The organism is Pseudomonas fluorescens (assembly GCF_902497785.1).
Classification (GTDB): domain Bacteria; phylum Pseudomonadota; class Gammaproteobacteria; order Pseudomonadales; family Pseudomonadaceae; genus Aquipseudomonas; species Aquipseudomonas fluorescens_BO.
In genome coordinates this window covers 1-16758 of record NZ_CABVHK010000026.1, presented here as the reverse complement: position 1 = coordinate 16758, position 16758 = coordinate 1, and the positions used below count along the sequence as shown (strand labels likewise).

Here is a 16758-nt window from a genome sequence, read left to right as displayed (position 1 = left end):
GCCACGCCCTCACCCGACACATCAAGGCGTAACGGGTGGTAAACCACTCATTAACTCCGCCTGAAGTGCGTAAATTACGTCTTCAAGCTCCCGTATCCTGTCCGTGATAGGCGCATTTGAGAGAAGAATACTATCGTGCTTCAGGTTTAACAGCGACTCTTGCGCTGATTCCAGTCTGTCTCGGTTCTCAATACTTTTAGTATAACCAATAGTTTGAGTCATTAAGTCGTATTCATAATGAAAGTAGTGCCATAGCGATTTCTCCTTGGCTTGGCCTGTTTTGGGAAGGACTTGTGCGCATATCGAATCTCTTAGAGCTTCCGTCCAATGTGTTTTAAATTTGGCATCCTTAGCGAATGCGACGTCTAAAAGATAGTGGATTTCCCTGGTGATAAATCTGTGACGAAACATAGACAAACAGGTTCTTACAGCCCCCAAGCCTGCGTCAATACAGATTCTATCGAATTCTTTCGTCAAACTTTGTTTCTGGAGTGGTTGGCCATCGATTCCAAGTAGTAGTGCATCATTGAGTGTCAGCAGGTTAGGATGTTTTCTAAGGGGACGAGCTGATTCAAAATCCTTAAGCTGTTGGAGGAAGGTCAGTCGAGCCTTTAGATATCTGTTGAAGTCCAACGCTGCGCGCAAGGTTACCGTGAAATATCTAATCGGGGCAGGCTTACCTCTTTTTTTGGTGGGAACAGCAATGGATTTTCGGCTGAGCACGGATTGGTTTAAATCAAGCGGGATGTCGACAAGTTCTTCGGGGCGAAGACCCATTAACTTCATTAGGCGAATAGAAAACATCCGTCGTTCATACAGATACGTGTTTTGTGCCATAAATAGATCAGGGAAAATTTTAAGCTTGCGTTTGGAGGAGGTCGGTAAGTTTGCAATGTCGTGTTTTCTGAAAATCTCATTTTGAATACTGCTTATGAAGTTCTCAGGAATAGGTGCTTTGTCGAATTTTTCGGAAACGCTTTCCATCAGATGTCGATGCCACATGTAGCGTTTGCCCGTGTAGCGATTTAAGCGCCACTCGACAATTATCCGCGAGTGGGACGTCTCGCCAACCAAACCTTTTCCGAGGGAATCGGGGAAAGATCGAGTGATCCACTCCATCAAATCTAACGCCCTGCTTTGTATTTGGATTGAAGTATTGTTAATTCGCTTGCTTTCAGTGCCAAACTTCCCTAATCGTTTCTCCCATTTTAACTGCTGGGTGAATTCATAGAAAAGTTCATCATTCATTTCATGGAAACTTATCTTTTTCGAGTAGCAGTAGCGTATGAGTGGGGTTATCTGAGCCGAATATGTATTAGGTGTGTCCCTTCCGCCGGAGCGCTGAAGCTTAGACTGCATCCAGAGTGTAGCTAGATGGCAAGGCCGGCCATCTGGCCATCTTAATACTGCGAAGCTCTCATAGTTTCTTCGTATTATGCGGTAATCCTTTGAGCCGGCAATTGGCATCGCGTGATCAGGTAGTTTCACGTTTTTGAATAGCACGTATAGCTGTATGCTCATGGCGCTTTACCTCCGATAATCAGCTCAAAATTTCTCCCTTCTGACGTCATTAGCCCTGGTGAGACAATATTCGAAAATTTAGCTGAGCATATTTTAAGTTGGTTGGATATTAGTTCTGATAAGTCAGAGTTTTCATCAGTTGTCCTGAAAACTAAGTCCTCTAGAAAACGATATATTTCAAGATAGGCCAGTGAGCAAAGATGGGCCTCAAGCAGCGCGGTGGAATAAAGCTCAGGTAAGTCTGGGTTATTAAATTTAGGCGAAGGCGCTTCCGATTTAGGAACGGTTTCTGCCGCCTCTTGTCGAAGGAGTTTAACATAGTCCCATTGGTTCGCTCCTGGTACATTAAGCTCCTGTATTTTTCCACTTGTTGTTCTTGATTTTAGAGTGTTGTATGCGATTTTGGTGAAATGATCAGGCACTTCGAGATGACAGAATTCTTTCATTGAAGATATAGCTTGTGCTTGTTTTTTTGTCACAGATATTGACCTGGACTTTATCGCTTCAAGCCAGCGGAATCGCGCGATTATATTGTTATTTATTAAATCTCTCATCAGTCATTGCTCCGAAGCGGATTGCGAAGTCTATTGCAGTGACATTTTCGGCGTAGCCGGTGAGCTTGATGGTAAATGTAGTAACTTCAAAATCACCCGACTCACGGATTTCCATAATGAGATCGAGGTAATCTTTGGGTATGATGGACGATATGCTCGATACCCCGAAGTGGGTAAGGGTATGTTGGTAGAGTGCCAACAACCCTTGTCGTTGAGTAGGGTCGAGTGCTCCTGCCTCCAATGAAAGGAGGCGGTCTTCAATACACTCAGACTCGTATCGGACATAGGTGTCATAGCTCTCGTCAGGAGCCACATATGAATCTACGTGTGACTTATCTTTGTGTGCGGCGCCGTAACCTAGTAGCGGCTTTATTGCGTTTCCTTCATGCCTATGCATAGTCAGCATGAAAAATTTTCGCATTTCATGTACGCGTGGATACCAGCGGCGACCGAGTTCGTCTACAGGTGTTTTTATGTAGTCGCAAAATGTGTTTATGCAGTTATTTACGGCATCCTCCAGAACCTCACCCGATGGCACTGTAAATGACCTTGAGGGAAAGTAGAATAAATGCTCGGAGTGCGTGGAAGTGTCATCAAACACTTCAGTGAGACGATGCCCCATTAGCTGGAGAAGCTGGATGGCTCGAGCAGATATTGACGGAATAGGGCGATCTACAATGTTATGCTCCCCCTTAGGGCCACTTTTACCTTGCTCATGCTGTAAAAAACTCCCGTCACCATCGTTTTCGTTGCCTAGGCAGGCTCTTTGTAAGTAAGCGAGTTCAGAGAGTCTTAGGGGCTTCATCATTCCGATGATGATCGCACAAGCTCCTACGAAAGCTTTGACAACTGAGCGCATGTTATGGATGCGCTCGGAGCCGCTCATATTTACTTTTACATCGTAGTGAGTTATATCCAATATTGAATGAATGGACACGGGTGGTGTCCCATCTAGCGGAGTGGTAAGCCACTGATCTCTGGTTATGAGGAAACTCTGTTGTTTGGCGGTTCCAGAGGCGTAGATGTCATGTGTTGAGGAGATGTCGACGCTTTCCTTGCTATAATAAATGGCTGCCTCAACGATGCTTTTTCCATACACAAGAATCCATTCGCATGCAGCGTTTATAACTTGGAGCCCAATGCTCAATGGTATAAGTGGAGTATGGCTAGGGCGTCTTAACATGTGTCTGAATTGAGCAACAACGGATTTTTTGTCTATTGTTACTGCCGGGATGTCCGACGGAATGGCAGAATGGCCGCTGAAGAAATTTGCTAGATGTTCAAGTTGGTCAGTGAAGTTTCCTTGGCTGACTGGCTTTTCTCTGGCTTTGGTAAGTTCAATAATGTTCTGTGAAGGGTATTCTGATATGGAACTTGATGGTAAAAGCAGGTGGGGGTGGTAAAGCCCCGGCTCGAATTGTCTAATAAAGCTTCTAAAATTATCGTCGCTTGATGTTGCACTAAGCTTCATTCCGAGTATAGAACCCAAATAGACCCGAGACAGAGTCCATTTGGAGGTTACTCCTGATTTACGATTTGTTATGTATTTGTCGTGCTGACGTAACCATTCGACCATGTCATTGACGAATTGTTTATCTAGGTCATGGGGCGAGTCAAGCAAGCAGTCCAGCGGGATCGGGTGTTCGAGAAGCGAATGAAAATGACAGATAATCCGCTCCTTGTATTGAAGTGCCCCACTCAGACCACATTCACTCAGTTCAGAAACGAGTGCTTTAAAGGCATTTGTATCAAATAGCCTAAATCCGTGAATACGAGGGCGATAAACCTTCTCATGCAAAACCAACCAGCTAGCAATATTCTTAATGAATAAAAGGTTATAGGCCCAGCGGGGGGTAGCCATTGTGTACTCGGTGATTTGACCCTTGCGCAGATAGAATGCCCATTTCTGAATCGTTTCCAACAGCATCCTATTTTCTTGGTCGCTGAGTAGGGTTCCGTCTGGGAGCGGATCCATAAAGCTGACAGTAAGCGGAGTTCCATTTGGTGAAATGGTTTCCCATACGGAACTTCCAATTCCTCCACCGACCAACCAGTGGGCTTCGAAGTCCAACGTTGATGCATAACGAGCCTTTGACCGTGCTAACAACATTTTCATATGAAGCTCGTCGTTGTTAAAGCTCTTAAACCTCGGCATCATCCCCTCCGAGTTGCGCACGGATAGAATAAGCAAAGGTCACCTTATCCTTATGCTGATCGAGCAGAGCCATTGCTCCGATGTGAGTTGCGGCCAATTGCGACTGCACGTCGCCGGATAACTTATCGATTATGATTTTTTCCGAAAGTTGTAGATCTGCTTTCGACATGGTTGCTGACGCACGAATTAGTCGCGCCAAAGCGGGAATTGCCTCAGCAGGTATGTTGGCGTATTTTGAGCCATCATCACCATTTGAAAGGGAGGGCAATGTTGGCGAATGCGTGTTTGGCTGTTCGCTGGTTTGTTCTGTGGCACCTTTATTAAGAATAGAGGCCTCATGTGCGTACAGGGCTGCTAGACTTTCAGGTGATAAGATAATCAAGAGCTCACGATCTTCAATAGCTTTTATTAATTCGTCACCACTACGTAGATGCCCTTTAAATCTTTGCCTGATGATTTCACTGAAGGCATCTCCGTTTACGGCATCCCTCAGCATTTTTTGGATAAATATTACCCGCGTTTCCGGCGATGTGAAGTCTGTAGCCTCATCTTCCCAAGGCGTACCATCGGTGGCGACTATTATCAGCTTTTGCTGCATCATTCTCAGGCCTCTTGTCGCCCATTTGAGCCTCAAAAAGTCTGGTATGTAATTTGATTTTACGACGGCCACACTGTTGCCTAGCAGGTCGGCGACGGCCCTTAAGTTTCCAGTTTCGAGAAACCTGATTATTCCTTCGGTCGCTCTAATCTTTTTGAGAGTGAATCCATCTTTATGAATTCCTCCTATTGCGAGTTCGTCTATCAAGACCTTAAATAACGAAACTCCAGAGCCAGTGTGAAGCGATTGGGGTATTTCGCCCGATGTACCAATTTTGTTTCTCGTCGATATTATGAACATTTTGCGCCATCCAGGATGGCCGCTGGCTATCAGCCGCGAACGCAACTCCTTGGTGCATGCCATGACGTCCATCACGATCTTCGCACTGAGAGGAGGTAGTCCTGATACCTTCCGTTTACCGGCACGTGGCTTGTCTACACTGAAAATTATTCTTTCGAGATCAGCTTCAGTTCTGATGTAAGGCTTGCCGCCCCGAGTATATAATGTGCTGTTTCCGATAGCTTCGGCAGTAAACTTAGGGTTTTCACTCATTAAAATTGAGCAAGCTGCACCGCAATCACGAGGGCATAGAAAACCCAATAAGCGATTTAGGGTTTCGTTTTTCGTTTTTTTGCGTATCGCATAATCTCCAGCAGCTTCCACCATCTTTGCAACTAATTTCTTGCGAACGCCATCAATGCTGAAAAGCCGCCGAAAAAAAGCGCGACCCCGCAGTGCGTCAATTGTAACCGTGTTGAGTTGTAGATCATTCACTGCATAGTGCCTAGCTACCGCAAGGAACCAGTTGAGACCTTTAGGGTTGTCAGGATGTGCAATGTGCACTCCATCTACGAAAAAATCTCCCCCGTTAATAATCCGCTGAACTTCATCGACCGGAATTTCATCAATTAACTCTCTGCCTTTTTCGTGGCATTTGAGCATTGTGTCCCAATACTGTGTGCAGGCTGAAACTACGGTTCTGCTTGCTAATTCCATCCTTGTCTTGAGCTTTAGCAGGTATTGATCAGCCTCAAGGTGCAAACTGTCGTTGCAGAGATAGATCTTAGGTAAAAGCTCATCAGGAGTGGTGGGAATGCCAACCATTGAGGGTTCGTGTCCTAAGGGAGTGTCAATTCCGTCTAGAACACCTGACATCGCTCCACCTGAAGGCAAAATTACAGTGAGCGGCAACAAACCTTCAGATCGTGATTGTTTAAATAAGCTTTCCACACTTTGCCAATAAACAAGCGTGGACTTCAGTGCTCTCTTTTTTGATGAGTGAAGATGGGACTCGAAAAAGTGGTCAAAGAATTCGTCCCAGTCTTGAGGTGGTAGGTGGCACTCTGGTGAGCGCTCCAGGAATTTAAAGGTCTGTTTGAGGCCTTCAATAAACCACCCGTAGGATTTAGCAGCGACTCTTACACACTGCACTACGACGGCATTTGCAAGGATTTGAACAGCGTCAACTGCCACATTCGAAGGCACCAACAAAGTGCAGGTGCGCTCCCCAGACGAAGTGTCTACGGCGGGCCAGAAAAACTGGAGCTTGCCGGTGGCGGTAAATCGGTAGCTGAGCATCGCTAGCCCTCCTTGATTGGAGCCTAGACTCGATGCGGGAGGTGTCAAATCATGAGTGTCATTAATCCTGATAAGTTATTGAAATAAATGTGTTTATTGTTTGCATCACAGTTAAGTGTCTAGAAAATCATGATGCTCGACATCAACGGTATCCTCGGCCTCGCCGCGTTAATGGGCGGGATCAAGCACGGCGAGCAGTCCTACAACGACGATTCGGCGCGCAGCTACAGCGTGATGATCCTCACGGCGATGGGCGTTTCCATGGTGGTTCCGGAGTTTATACCCGAGGCGAACTGGAAGATTTATTCGGGCTTCACCATCGGCGCGATGGTTGTGCTGTACGCGTTGTTTCTGCGGATGCAGGTCGGCCCGCACAGTTATTTCTTCAGTTACAGCTACCCGGAAAAACGCCGCCGGAAAGTCCCGGAGGAAGAACCTGCGCCGGTCAATCTGGCGTTGAGCATCGGCACCCTGGTGTTCGGCGTGGTGGTGATCGGCGCCTTGGCCGAAGTGATGTCGAAAACCCTCGACCTGGGGCTGGAAGGCACGGGTGCGCCGCCGGTGATCACGGCGATTCTGGTGGCGGCGATCTCGGCGGCCCCGGAGATCCTGACCGCGTTGCGCGCGGCGCTGGCCAATCGCATGCAGTCGGTGGTCAACATCGCCATGGGTGCGTCGCTGTCGACCGTGATCCTGACGGTGCCGGTGATGGAAGCGATGGCGCTCTACACCGGGCAGCCGTTTCAGATGGCGATGACGCCGGTGCAAACGGTGATGATCTTCCTCACGCTGATCGTCAGCGCGATCAACCTTAACGATGGCGAAACCAATGCCATCGAAGGCATGACCCATTTTGTGCTGTTTGCGACGTTTATCATGTTGTCGCTACTCGGCCTCTGACGGTGCCACAAAACCCTGTGGGAGCGGGCTTGCCCGCGAATGCGGTATGTCATTCAGCGTTGATATCGACTGATCCACCGCTTTCGCGAGCAGGCTCGCTCCCACATTTTTCGGGGTTGTGTCAGGTACCGGCAATCAGCTGCCGGGCCGCCTGGCTGTGATCGGCAATCAGACCTTTGAGGTCTAGCCCCTCAACCTGCCCGTCGATCACTCGCCACTTTCCGCCCACCATCACCCGGTCTGCCCGATCCGCGCCACACAGCAGCAACGCCGACACCGGATCATGACTGCCGGAAAAACGCAGTTCATCCAATTTGAACAGCGCCAGATCCGCCTGTTTGCCCACCGCCAGCTCACCGATATCGGTGCGCCCGAGCAAGCTCGCCGAGCCCTTGGTGGCCCAACCCAATACCCGCTCCGGGGTGATCTTTTCCGCGCCATAACGCAGGCGCTGGATGTACAGCGCCTGACGGGTTTCGAGCATCATGTTCGACGCATCGTTGGAGGCCGAACCGTCCACGCCCAGGCCCAGCAGCGCGCCCGCCGCCGTCAGGTCCAGCGTTGGGCAGATGCCGGACGCCAGGCGCATGTTCGAGCTCGGGCAATGGCAAATCCCGGTGCCAGCAGCGCCGAGGCGGGCGATTTCGTCCGGGTTGAAATGGATGCCGTGCGCCAGCCAGGTGCGCGGGCCGAGCCAGCCGACGCTGTCCAGGTAATCCACGGTGCGCAGGCCGAAGCGTTGCAGGCAGAAGTCTTCTTCGTCGAGGGTTTCCGCCAGGTGAGTGTGCAGGCGCACGTCGAGTTTGTTCGCCAGTTCGGCGCTGGCCGACATGATTTCCGGGGTCACCGAGAAGGGTGAACACGGTGCCAGGGCGATCTGGATTTGCGCGCCTTCGCCACGCTCGTGGTACGCGGCGATCAGGCGTTGACTGTCGTCGAGAATCACCTCGCCTTGCTGCACAGTCTGCTGCGGTGGCAGGCCGCCGTCCTTTTCGCCAAGGCTCATGGAGCCGCGCGTCAGCATGGCGCGCATGCCCAATTCGCGAACGCTCTCGACCTGCACGTCGATCGCATTTTCCAGGCCTTCGGGAAACAGGTAATGGTGATCGGCCGCCGTGGTGCAGCCAGACAGCAGCAACTCAGCCAGTGCAACTTTGGTGGCGAGGGCGAGTTTTTCCGGCGTGAGGCGTGCCCAGACCGGGTACAAGGTTTTCAGCCACGGGAACAGCGGCTGATTGACCACCGGCGCCCAGGCGCGGGTCAGGGTTTGATAGAAATGGTGGTGGGTGTTGATCAGCCCCGGCAGGATCACATGCTCGCGGGCATCGAAGACTTGTTCACAGGGCGCGGACGGTTGCTGGCCGTCGGCGAGCAGTTCGACGATCACACCGTCTTGCACAACCAGGCCGCCACGGGCATCGAGGCCATTGGCAGTAAAGATCGCGAGGGGGTTTTTTAACCAGGTACGGGTCGCAGGCATGTTGGCCGGCTCCTCTGAAAGTGGGTTCAGGTTAGCCAGCTCAGTGATTACCCTGTCTGCTGATCCAGGGTCGCCGCGGGGGACGAGGTGCGGAGTTTACTCAGTTTGTGCGCCGCAGATCTACTGTGGGAGCGAGCTTGCTCGCGATGGCGGACTAATGGTCAACATTGATGTTGAATGTGTAATCGCCTTCGCGAGCAGGCTCGCTCCCACAATTGGATTTGTGGTGTTACCAGGGAATGGTCTCGCCTTTGTAATTCACAAAATGATGCCCGCCCTTGCCGGTATAAGCATTCACCTGATCAACCAACCCACGTGTACTGGTTTGCACATCAATGTCAGCACCTTCACCGCCCATGTCCGTCTTGACCCAGCCCGGATGCAACGACAGCACCGTGAGTTTTTGATCACCCAATTGCGTCACAAAACTGTTGGTCATCGAGTTCAACGCCGCCTTGCTCGCCTTGTACAGCGCCAGCTCCGGCGCGTCCGGCATGGTCACGCTGCCGAGCACCGAACTCATGAACGCCAGCACGCCGGTCTGCGGACGAATCTGCCCGGCGAATCGTTGAGCCAGATTGATCGGCGCCACCGCATTGGTGAAAAACAACTGGCCGACTTCGGCCAGCGTCGCGCCGCCCGGTGTCTGAATATCAGGCCCTTTTACCCCGGCATTCACGAACAGCAGATCAAACACGTCGCCCTTGAGCTGCAGACTCAAAGCGATGACTGCCTGCTGATCATCCATGTCGAGTTTTTCAATCCGCACATTCCCCAGTGCCTGCAAGGCCTCGGCCTTTTGCGGGTTGCGCACGGTGGCGGTGACTTGCCAGCCGTCGGCCAGCAGGGTTTTCACCAGCCCGAGGCCCAAGCCCCGGGAGGCACCGATGATCAGTGCGGTTTTTGCCGTAGACATGCGTGGCTTCCTTGATAAATGAGAATCACGGATTTAATGGACAACGTTGCCCGAGCCGTTGTTGCAACTCGTGACGCAGCGCGCCGAGTTCATCGATTCGGGTTTCGATCAGTTTGAGTTTGTCTTGCAGCAATTGCGTGACGGCCGTGTCCGGATCGGGCGACTGCGCCAACGCGGCGACACTGTTGCCGATCTCGCCCAGGGTAAAGCCCAGCCGCTGCGCAGTCTTGATGTACGACACCAGTTGCACCATGTCCGCGGGGTAATCGCGATAGCCGTTGGCGCTGCGCTGCGCCGCGATCAGTCCGCGTTGCTCATAAAAGCGCAGCGTGTCGCGGCTGACGGCGCTGGCCAGGGCTAATTCACCGATGCGCATCCTGACGTCTCGAGAGGGGCTTGACCCTGGAGCATACTCCAGGCTTTAGCCTTGTTGCTCCCTGAATGTCTGGAGCAGTGCGATGTGGACTTCAATGCAATACCGCCGACTGGTGCGGGGCAGCGCCTGGTATGACTTGATCGTGACGGCCGCGTTTATCACCCCGTGGAGTTTTGCCGCGTTACAAGGGGGTTTATTGAGCGTGAGTCAGTTCTTCGACTTGCCGGGTGAACTGCCGGCGTTTGAGCCGATGCACATGTTGATGGCGAATCTGTTGGGGTCGATTGTGTGCGTGTGGGCAGTGCTGCGCATTGGTGATCCGCAACCGATTTATGGCCGTTATGACGCGGTGGGGCGGTTTCTGTTTGCGGCCTGGCAGTTGTACGCCTTGCTGCAGGGCGCCAGTTCGCTATTGGTGATTTTCCTGGTCTTTGAATTGGCGTGGGGCGTGGCTCAGGTGTTGCCCGTGCGGACGCCTTCGCGAGCAGGCTCGCTCCCACAGGGAGCTGCGCTTTGATAGGGGACCGAGCTTGTATTGCGTTGGCCGCTTCGCCACCTTTCGATTCCGAACCGGGCACTACAGGTGGGGCAATGCCGTTGATCACGCTCCGTTTTTGCACATGCATATTTGATCAAAAAACGAGCAACTCACTGCGAGCCATACCGGGCATGGGGCCGCGACGGTCATAAACGGGTTATCCACAGATTGCTCCACAGTATTTGTGCGCAAGCTTAAAACTCGGGCATAAGCACTGACCGGCTTTCTTCTAAAGGTGATAAACCAAGGTAACTGATTGTTTTTGCGTGAATTTGATCGCCATGCGAGGAAATTGGACGAAAAGTGAGCAGCGCCCGCAAAGCCGCATGACAGAAGGGTTACAGCTGAATGTGCTCAGGTTATCCACAGCCGGGTGCACAGCGGATGTGGGCAACTGGCGGGTAGATGGGGGATGGGTGATGCTCCAAAAGATCGCAGCCTTCGGCAGCTCCTACGATGCGATCGCGATGCAACTGAAGGAGCTGCCGAAGGCTGCGATCTTTTTAATCTTTCAGCGCTGCAACAAGATGCGCCCGCGACTCAAATCAGCGAGCTGGGTTTGCAATGTCTCGATCTGCGCTTCTCCCACCGCCAATTGCAGCTCCACGCCATTGGCGGTAAACGTTTCATCGACCACCAGCCCTCCGAGCTCCGCCACACGAAGCTTTACCAACGTCAGTTCGCCAAAACCGCAGGCGCAACTCAACGGAACCCGGTTGATCAGCTCAATCTTCGGCGCCGCTTGCAGGCACTTGTTGGCGCCGCCGCCATACGCGCGGGCGAGGCCGCCGGTGCCCAGTTGAATGCCGCCGTACCAGCGAATCACCAGTACCGCGACCTGATCGCAATCCTGGGCCTCGATCGCCGCCAGAATCGGCCGGCCAGCGGTGCCTCCAGGCTCCCCGTCATCGGTGCTGCGGTACTGACCGCCGAGTTTCCAGGCCCAGCAATTGTGCGTGGCGTTCAAGTCGCTGTGTTGTTCGATAAACGCCTGCGCGTCAGCAGGGCTGCTGATCGGCGCGGCGTAGGTGATGAAGCGGCTTTTGCGAATCTCTTCGCGGTATTCGCAAAAGTCGCTGAGGGTAAAAGGCATAAGTGTCTTAGATAGCTGGAGTCAGGCCGCAGCCCTTGAGGATGATGCGGATCAGGTTGTTGCCGGCGTCTTCCATGTCTTGTCTGGTCAATTTGGTGCGGCCGCTGACCCGGCAGATCTGCGTGGCGAAATCGGCATAGTGTTGAGTGCTGCCCCACAACAAAAAGATCAGGTTGACCGGATCGACCGGGTCCATTTTACCGGCGTCGATCCACGCCTGAAACACCGCCGCCCGGCCCTGGAACCAGGCGCGGTAGTCCTGATTGAAATATTCGGTCAGGCACTCACCGCCGCTGATCACCTCCATCGCAAAGATCCGCGAGGCTTGCGGCTGGCGGCGCGAGAATTCCATTTTGGCGCGGATGTAACGCGTCAGCGCTTCCGCTGGATCATCCTCAGCCGTGAGGGTGTTGAACGTGCTGTCCCACAACTGCAGGATGTTGCTCAACACCGCCACATACAGACCGAGTTTGTTGGTGAAGTAGTAATGCAGGTTCGCTTTGGGCAACCCGGCATTCAGGGCGATGGTGTTCATGCTCGTGCCTTTGAACCCGTGACGGGCAAACTCGTCTTCGGCAGCTTTGATGATGGTCTCTTCGTTCTTCTGACGAATGCGGCTGGCGGGTTTGCTGCCGTGAGCAGGGACTTCAAAGGTCATAGGCACTTCCGAAAAGGTGGGTGGGTGCAGCCAGTGCGTTGATAGCGCACCCACGGTTTTCAGACAAGTCCTGCAGCAATAATACCGCCGCTCCCACAGAGTTCAGCGCGTTGCGGCCAGGCTCTCCAAAAAGCTTTCCAGCACCAGATGCGGGCGACGGCCCTTGCGCGTGACCGAGGCGAGGCTCAAGTCGTAGAAGCGCGCTTGGGGTTTCAATGCACGCAAGCGACCCTGTTGCACCCAGAGGCTGGCGTAGTGATCCGGCAGGTAGCCGATGTAGCGCCCGGTCAGAATGAGAAACGCCATGCCCTCGCGGTCGGACGCACTCGCGGTGCAATTGAGTGCCTGGTAATGCGCTTGAATCTCGGCCGGTAAACGGAAGGTCGGGGCGATGGCGTCCTGACTGTTGAGACGCTCATCGTCGAGTTGTTTGTCGTCCGCATAGAACAACGGATGACCGACCGCGCAGTACAGCAGCGAACGCTCGCTGTAGAGCGGTTGATATTCCAGGCCTGACAGCGCGCTCGCCTGCGGTACCACGCCGACATGCAGGCGACCATCGAGCACACCTTGTTCGACTTCATTGGGCGCGATCATGCGGATCTGAATCTGCACGTCCGGCCCGCGCTCCTTCAATTGCGCCAAGGCGTGGGTGATGCGCATGTGGGGGAGGGTGACCAGGTTGTCGGTCAGGCCGATGGTCAGTTCGCCACGCAGGTGCTGGTGCAGGCCGTTGACCTCGGTGCGAAAACTTTCGAGCGCACTTAATAGTTGCAACGACGATTGATAAACCTCACGACCTTCTTCAGTCAGGGAAAAACCGGCGCGACCGCGTTGGCACAGGCGCAGGCCGAGGCGCTGTTCCAGATCGCTCATCTGCTGACTGATCGCCGAACGACCAATCCCCAGCACCGATTCGGCTGCTGAGAAGCCGCCGCATTCCACTACGCTGCGAAAAATCCGCAGCAGGCGGATATCAAAGTCGCTGACTTGTGCCAGCGGATCGGGGCGACGAGTGCTCATAGTTTAGTGATGGCCTGACTGAAGGTTTGAAATATTGAATTTCACCGACTTTATCTCCGTGGCAATTTAGCTGCAAGAACGCTCTTCATCTCCACGCCGCTTATTGCTTTGCGAGGTTTTGCTCATGAACTTGCCTGAAAACGCCCCGACTTCCCTGGCCAGCCAGCTCAAGCTCGATGCTCACTGGATGCCCTACACCGCCAACCGGAATTTCCAGCGCGATCCGCGCCTGATCGTGGCGGCTGAAGGCAGTTGGCTGACGGATGACAAGGGGCGCAAGGTCTACGATTCGCTGTCCGGTCTGTGGACCTGCGGCGCCGGGCATACCCGCAAGGAAATCCAGGAAGCGGTGGCCAGGCAGTTGGGCACACTCGATTACTCGCCAGGCTTCCAGTACGGTCACCCGCTGTCGTTTCAACTGGCGGAAAAAATCACTGACCTGACGCCGGGCGATCTCAATCACGTGTTCTTCACCGACTCGGGTTCCGAGTGCGCGGATACCGCGGTGAAGATGGTCCGCGCCTACTGGCGTCTCAAAGGCCAGTCGACCAAAACCAAAATGATCGGCCGTGCCCGTGGCTACCACGGTGTGAACATCGCCGGCACCAGCCTTGGCGGCGTGAACGGCAACCGCAAAATGTTTGGTCAGGCGATGATGGACGTCGATCACCTGCCGCACACATTGCTTGCCAGCAATGCCTACTCGCGGGGCATGCCGAAAGAGGGCGGTATTGCGCTGGCGGACGAATTGCTCAAGCTAATCGAATTGCACGATGCGTCGAATATCGCCGCGGTGTTTGTCGAGCCAATGGCCGGTTCCGCTGGCGTACTGGTTCCGCCAGAGGGTTACCTCAAGCGTCTGCGCGATATTTGCGATCAGCACAATATCCTGCTGGTGTTCGACGAAGTGATCACCGGTTTCGGCCGTACCGGTTCGATGTTCGGCGCTGACAGCTTTGGCGTCACCCCGGACCTGATGTGCATCGCCAAGCAAGTCACCAATGGCGCGATCCCAATGGGCGCTGTGATTGCCAGCTCCGAGATCTATCAGACCTTCATGAACCAGGCGACGCCGGAATACGCGGTGGAATTCCCGCACGGTTACACCTATTCGGCACACCCGGTGGCTTGCGCTGCTGGCCTGGCAGCACTCGACCTGCTGCAAAAGGAAAACCTGGTGCAGAGCGTGGCCGAAGTCGCACCGCATTTCGAAAATGCGCTGCACGGCCTGAAGGGCTCGAAAAACATTATCGACATTCGTAACTACGGTCTGGCCGGCGCGATCCAGATTGCTCCGCGTGACGGCGACGCCATCGTGCGTCCGTTCGAAGCGGGCATGGCGCTGTGGAAAGCCGGGTTCTACGTGCGCTTCGGCGGCGACACCCTGCAATTCGGGCCAACCTTCAACAGCAAGCCGCAAGACCTTGATCGTCTGTTCGACGCGGTCGGCGAAGTGCTGAACAAGATCGACTGATTTTCTCTTCTATATAGAGGCTCCCGATGAAGGGCGCCTTTGAACAACTTTTCAGGAGCCCCGCATGAGCCTTATCCCGCATTTGATCAATGGCGAACTGGTGACCGAAGACGGTCGCACCGCCGACGTGTTCAACCCGTCGACCGGTCAGGCGATCCACAAGCTGCCGTTAGCCAGCCGCGAAACCATTCAGAAAGCCATCGATTCGGCCAAGGCTGCATTCCCGGCCTGGCGTAATACGCCGCCGGCCAAGCGGGCGCAGGTGATGTTCCGCTTCAAGCAACTGCTGGAGCAGAACGAAGCGCGTATCGCACAGTTGATCAGCGAAGAACACGGCAAAACCCTGGAAGATGCCGCGGGTGAATTGAAGCGCGGGATCGAGAACGTCGAATTCGCTTGCGCGGCCCCGGAAATCCTCAAGGGTGAATACAGTCGCAATGTCGGCCCGAACATTGATGCCTGGTCGGACTTCCAGCCGTTGGGTGTGGTCGCCGGTATCACGCCATTCAACTTCCCGGCCATGGTGCCGCTGTGGATGTATCCGCTGGCGATCGTTTGCGGCAACTGCTTCATCCTCAAGCCATCCGAGCGTGATCCGAGCTCCACACTGTTGATCGCTCAGTTGTTGATCGAAGCCGGGTTGCCCAAAGGTGTGCTGAGCGTCGTGCACGGTGACAAGGCAGCAGTGGATGCGCTGATCGAAGCGCCGGAAGTCAAAGCGCTGAGCTTTGTGGGTTCGACGCCGATTGCCGAATACATTTATGCCGAAGGTACCAAGCGCGGCAAACGCGTTCAGGCATTGGGCGGGGCGAAGAACCATGCAGTGCTGATGCCGGATGCGGACCTGGATAACGCCGTCAGCGCGCTGATGGGTGCGGCTTACGGTTCTTGCGGTGAGCGTTGCATGGCGATCTCGGTGGCCGTGTGTGTTGGCGACCAGGTAGCGGATGCGCTGGTGGCCAAGTTGGTACCGCAAATCAAGGCACTGAAAATCGGCGCGGGGACTTCTTGTGGGCTGGACATGGGGCCGCTGGTTTCCGGTCAGGCTCGCGACAAGGTCAGCGGCTATATAGAAGACGGCGTTTCTTCCGGTGCTTCGTTGGTGGTGGATGGTCGTGGCCTGAGCGTGGCCGGTCATGAGGAAGGGTTTTTCCTTGGTGGCTGCCTGTTCGATAACGTCACGCCAGAGATGCGCATCTATAAAGAAGAGATCTTCGGGCCAGTGCTGTGCGTTGTCCGGGTCAACAGCCTGGAAGAGGCGATGCAACTGATCAACGATCACGAGTATGGCAACGGTACCTGCATCTTCACCCGTGATGGGGAAGCGGCGCGGTTGTTCTGCGATGAGATCGAAGTCGGCATGGTCGGCGTCAACGTGCCATTGCCGGTGCCGGTGGCGTATCACAGCTTCGGCGGCTGGAAGCGTTCGCTGTTTGGCGATCTGCACGCGTATGGCCCCGATGGTGTGCGCTTCTATACGCGTCGCAAGGCCATTACCCAGCGCTGGCCGCAGCGAGCGAGCCATGAAGCGTCGCAATTCGCATTCCCTAGCTTGTAAGTAGATGGGAGAAGGCCGAGCCCCCGGGGCTCGGCCTTCGTGTTTCCGGGGTTTTTGAGCCTATATGACAGAATTGTGAAAATAGGGGTTGACGGCAGATTCTGGAAGTCTATAATTCGCCCCACTTCCGGCGCAGTCGAAACGGAAAACTCCTTGGTAAACAAAGAGTTACGCGGTTTTCGGCAGCGAGTTGCTTCAGATCATCGAAGCCCAGAAGGAGTTGATCAGGCAGTGTGTGTTCGCCTTATTAACGATTCGATCTTCTCGGTCGAAAGCGGAGAAAAAGAGGTGTTGACAGCAGCGAGTAACGCTGTAGAATTCGCCTCCCGCTAACGA

13 protein-coding genes and 2 pseudogenes are annotated in these 16758 nt (G+C 53.8%); 4 read left to right on the top strand and 11 right to left on the bottom strand.

Going from position 1 to position 16758, the window contains the following annotated elements; all coding sequences use genetic code 11:
• Window positions 1–21 precede the first annotated feature (21 nt).
• The 4 genes from F8N62_RS28985 to F8N62_RS28970 form a co-directional block, all read right to left on the bottom strand.
• The gene (locus F8N62_RS28985) at window positions 22–1248 is read right to left on the bottom strand and encodes a hypothetical protein (protein ID WP_150580679.1); all 1227 of its coding nucleotides are present in this window, start codon (window positions 1246–1248) and stop codon (window positions 22–24) included.
• Window positions 1249–1517: 269 nt separating this feature from the next.
• Window positions 1518–2075, bottom strand: a complete 558-nt coding sequence (locus F8N62_RS28980; RefSeq protein ID WP_150580678.1) for a hypothetical protein — start codon at window positions 2073–2075, stop codon at window positions 1518–1520.
• The gene (locus tag F8N62_RS28975) at window positions 2056–4191 is read right to left on the bottom strand and encodes a hypothetical protein (RefSeq protein ID WP_150580677.1); all 2136 of its coding nucleotides are present in this window, start codon (window positions 4189–4191) and stop codon (window positions 2056–2058) included. The genes F8N62_RS28980 and F8N62_RS28975 overlap by 20 nt, the downstream gene beginning before the upstream one ends.
• Window positions 4192–4216: 25 nt before the next feature.
• Entirely contained in the window at window positions 4217–6406 is a 2190-nt protein-coding gene (locus F8N62_RS28970) for a hypothetical protein (RefSeq protein ID WP_150580676.1), read from the bottom strand.
• 129 nt (window positions 6407–6535) lie between these two features.
• Here F8N62_RS28970 and F8N62_RS28965 point away from each other — a divergent pair.
• Window positions 6536–7306, top strand: a pseudogene (locus tag F8N62_RS28965) (calcium:proton antiporter); the annotation flags it as partial.
• A gap of 15 nt (window positions 7307–7321) precedes the next feature.
• Here F8N62_RS28965 and F8N62_RS32010 read toward each other — a convergent pair.
• From F8N62_RS32010 to F8N62_RS28950, 4 genes and pseudogenes are all read right to left on the bottom strand, one after another.
• A pseudogene (locus F8N62_RS32010) lies at window positions 7322–7441 on the bottom strand (metal ABC transporter ATP-binding protein); the annotation flags it as partial.
• Window positions 7428–8786 carry an 8-oxoguanine deaminase gene (locus F8N62_RS28960; protein ID WP_150713889.1) on the bottom strand — a complete coding sequence of 453 codons (1359 nt, stop codon included), beginning with the start codon at window positions 8784–8786 and terminating at the stop codon, window positions 7428–7430. The pseudogene F8N62_RS32010 and the gene F8N62_RS28960, both read right to left, overlap by 14 nt.
• A gap of 229 nt (window positions 8787–9015) precedes the next feature.
• Window positions 9016–9702 (bottom strand): SDR family oxidoreductase, encoded by a 687-nt coding sequence (locus tag F8N62_RS28955; protein ID WP_150713888.1) that lies wholly within the window; start codon window positions 9700–9702, stop codon window positions 9016–9018.
• Between the two features lie 25 nt (window positions 9703–9727).
• Window positions 9728–10078, bottom strand: a complete 351-nt coding sequence (locus tag F8N62_RS28950) for a MerR family transcriptional regulator (protein WP_150713887.1) — start codon at window positions 10076–10078, stop codon at window positions 9728–9730.
• 82 nt (window positions 10079–10160) lie between these two features.
• Here F8N62_RS28950 and F8N62_RS28945 point away from each other — a divergent pair, with 82 nt between their 5' ends.
• On the top strand, window positions 10161–10595 hold the full coding sequence (locus F8N62_RS28945; protein WP_150713886.1) for a hypothetical protein: 435 nt from the start codon (window positions 10161–10163) through the stop codon (window positions 10593–10595).
• Window positions 10596–11127: 532 nt separating this feature from the next.
• Here the strand turns inward: F8N62_RS28945 and F8N62_RS28940 are convergent.
• From F8N62_RS28940 to F8N62_RS28930, 3 genes are all read right to left on the bottom strand, one after another.
• The gene (locus F8N62_RS28940) at window positions 11128–11709 is read right to left on the bottom strand and encodes an IMPACT family protein (RefSeq protein ID WP_150713885.1); all 582 of its coding nucleotides are present in this window, start codon (window positions 11707–11709) and stop codon (window positions 11128–11130) included.
• Window positions 11710–11716: 7 nt separating this feature from the next.
• Window positions 11717–12367, bottom strand: coding sequence for a TetR/AcrR family transcriptional regulator (locus F8N62_RS28935; RefSeq protein WP_150713884.1), 651 nt, complete (start codon window positions 12365–12367; stop codon window positions 11717–11719).
• A gap of 102 nt (window positions 12368–12469) precedes the next feature.
• Window positions 12470–13390, bottom strand: coding sequence for a LysR family transcriptional regulator (locus tag F8N62_RS28930; protein WP_150713883.1), 921 nt, complete (start codon window positions 13388–13390; stop codon window positions 12470–12472).
• 124 nt (window positions 13391–13514) lie between these two features.
• Here F8N62_RS28930 and F8N62_RS28925 point away from each other — a divergent pair, with 124 nt between their 5' ends.
• Together F8N62_RS28925 and F8N62_RS28920 are read left to right on the top strand one after the other, a co-directional pair.
• Window positions 13515–14864: an aspartate aminotransferase family protein gene (locus F8N62_RS28925; RefSeq protein WP_150713882.1), complete on the top strand. Its 1350-nt coding sequence runs from the start codon at window positions 13515–13517 to the stop codon at window positions 14862–14864.
• Between the two features lie 64 nt (window positions 14865–14928).
• The gene (locus tag F8N62_RS28920) at window positions 14929–16422 is read left to right on the top strand and encodes a CoA-acylating methylmalonate-semialdehyde dehydrogenase (protein ID WP_010463762.1); all 1494 of its coding nucleotides are present in this window, start codon (window positions 14929–14931) and stop codon (window positions 16420–16422) included.
• The last annotated feature ends 336 nt before the right edge of the window (window positions 16423–16758 follow it).

What these genes read in the sequence shown, in the direction of transcription:
- F8N62_RS28960 (WP_150713889.1), bottom strand. Translation starts at nt 8,786, where the DNA reads ATGCCTGCGACCCGTACCTGGTTAAAAAACCCCCTCGCGATCTTTACT.
- F8N62_RS28985 (WP_150580679.1), bottom strand. Translation starts at nt 1,248, where the DNA reads ATGAATGATGAACTTTTCTATGAATTCACCCAGCAGTTAAAATGGGAG.
- F8N62_RS28945 (WP_150713886.1), top strand. Translation starts at nt 10,161, where the DNA reads ATGTGGACTTCAATGCAATACCGCCGACTGGTGCGGGGCAGCGCCTGG.
- F8N62_RS28920 (WP_010463762.1), top strand. Translation starts at nt 14,929, where the DNA reads ATGAGCCTTATCCCGCATTTGATCAATGGCGAACTGGTGACCGAAGAC.
- F8N62_RS28975 (WP_150580677.1), bottom strand. Translation starts at nt 4,191, where the DNA reads ATGAAAATGTTGTTAGCACGGTCAAAGGCTCGTTATGCATCAACGTTG.
- F8N62_RS28940 (WP_150713885.1), bottom strand. Translation starts at nt 11,709, where the DNA reads ATGCCTTTTACCCTCAGCGACTTTTGCGAATACCGCGAAGAGATTCGC.
- F8N62_RS28925 (WP_150713882.1), top strand. Translation starts at nt 13,515, where the DNA reads ATGAACTTGCCTGAAAACGCCCCGACTTCCCTGGCCAGCCAGCTCAAG.
- F8N62_RS28970 (WP_150580676.1), bottom strand. Translation starts at nt 6,406, where the DNA reads ATGCTCAGCTACCGATTTACCGCCACCGGCAAGCTCCAGTTTTTCTGG.
- F8N62_RS28950 (WP_150713887.1), bottom strand. Translation starts at nt 10,078, where the DNA reads ATGCGCATCGGTGAATTAGCCCTGGCCAGCGCCGTCAGCCGCGACACG.
- F8N62_RS28930 (WP_150713883.1), bottom strand. Translation starts at nt 13,390, where the DNA reads ATGAGCACTCGTCGCCCCGATCCGCTGGCACAAGTCAGCGACTTTGAT.
- F8N62_RS28935 (WP_150713884.1), bottom strand. Translation starts at nt 12,367, where the DNA reads ATGACCTTTGAAGTCCCTGCTCACGGCAGCAAACCCGCCAGCCGCATT.
- F8N62_RS28980 (WP_150580678.1), bottom strand. Translation starts at nt 2,075, where the DNA reads ATGAGAGATTTAATAAATAACAATATAATCGCGCGATTCCGCTGGCTT.
- F8N62_RS28955 (WP_150713888.1), bottom strand. Translation starts at nt 9,702, where the DNA reads ATGTCTACGGCAAAAACCGCACTGATCATCGGTGCCTCCCGGGGCTTG.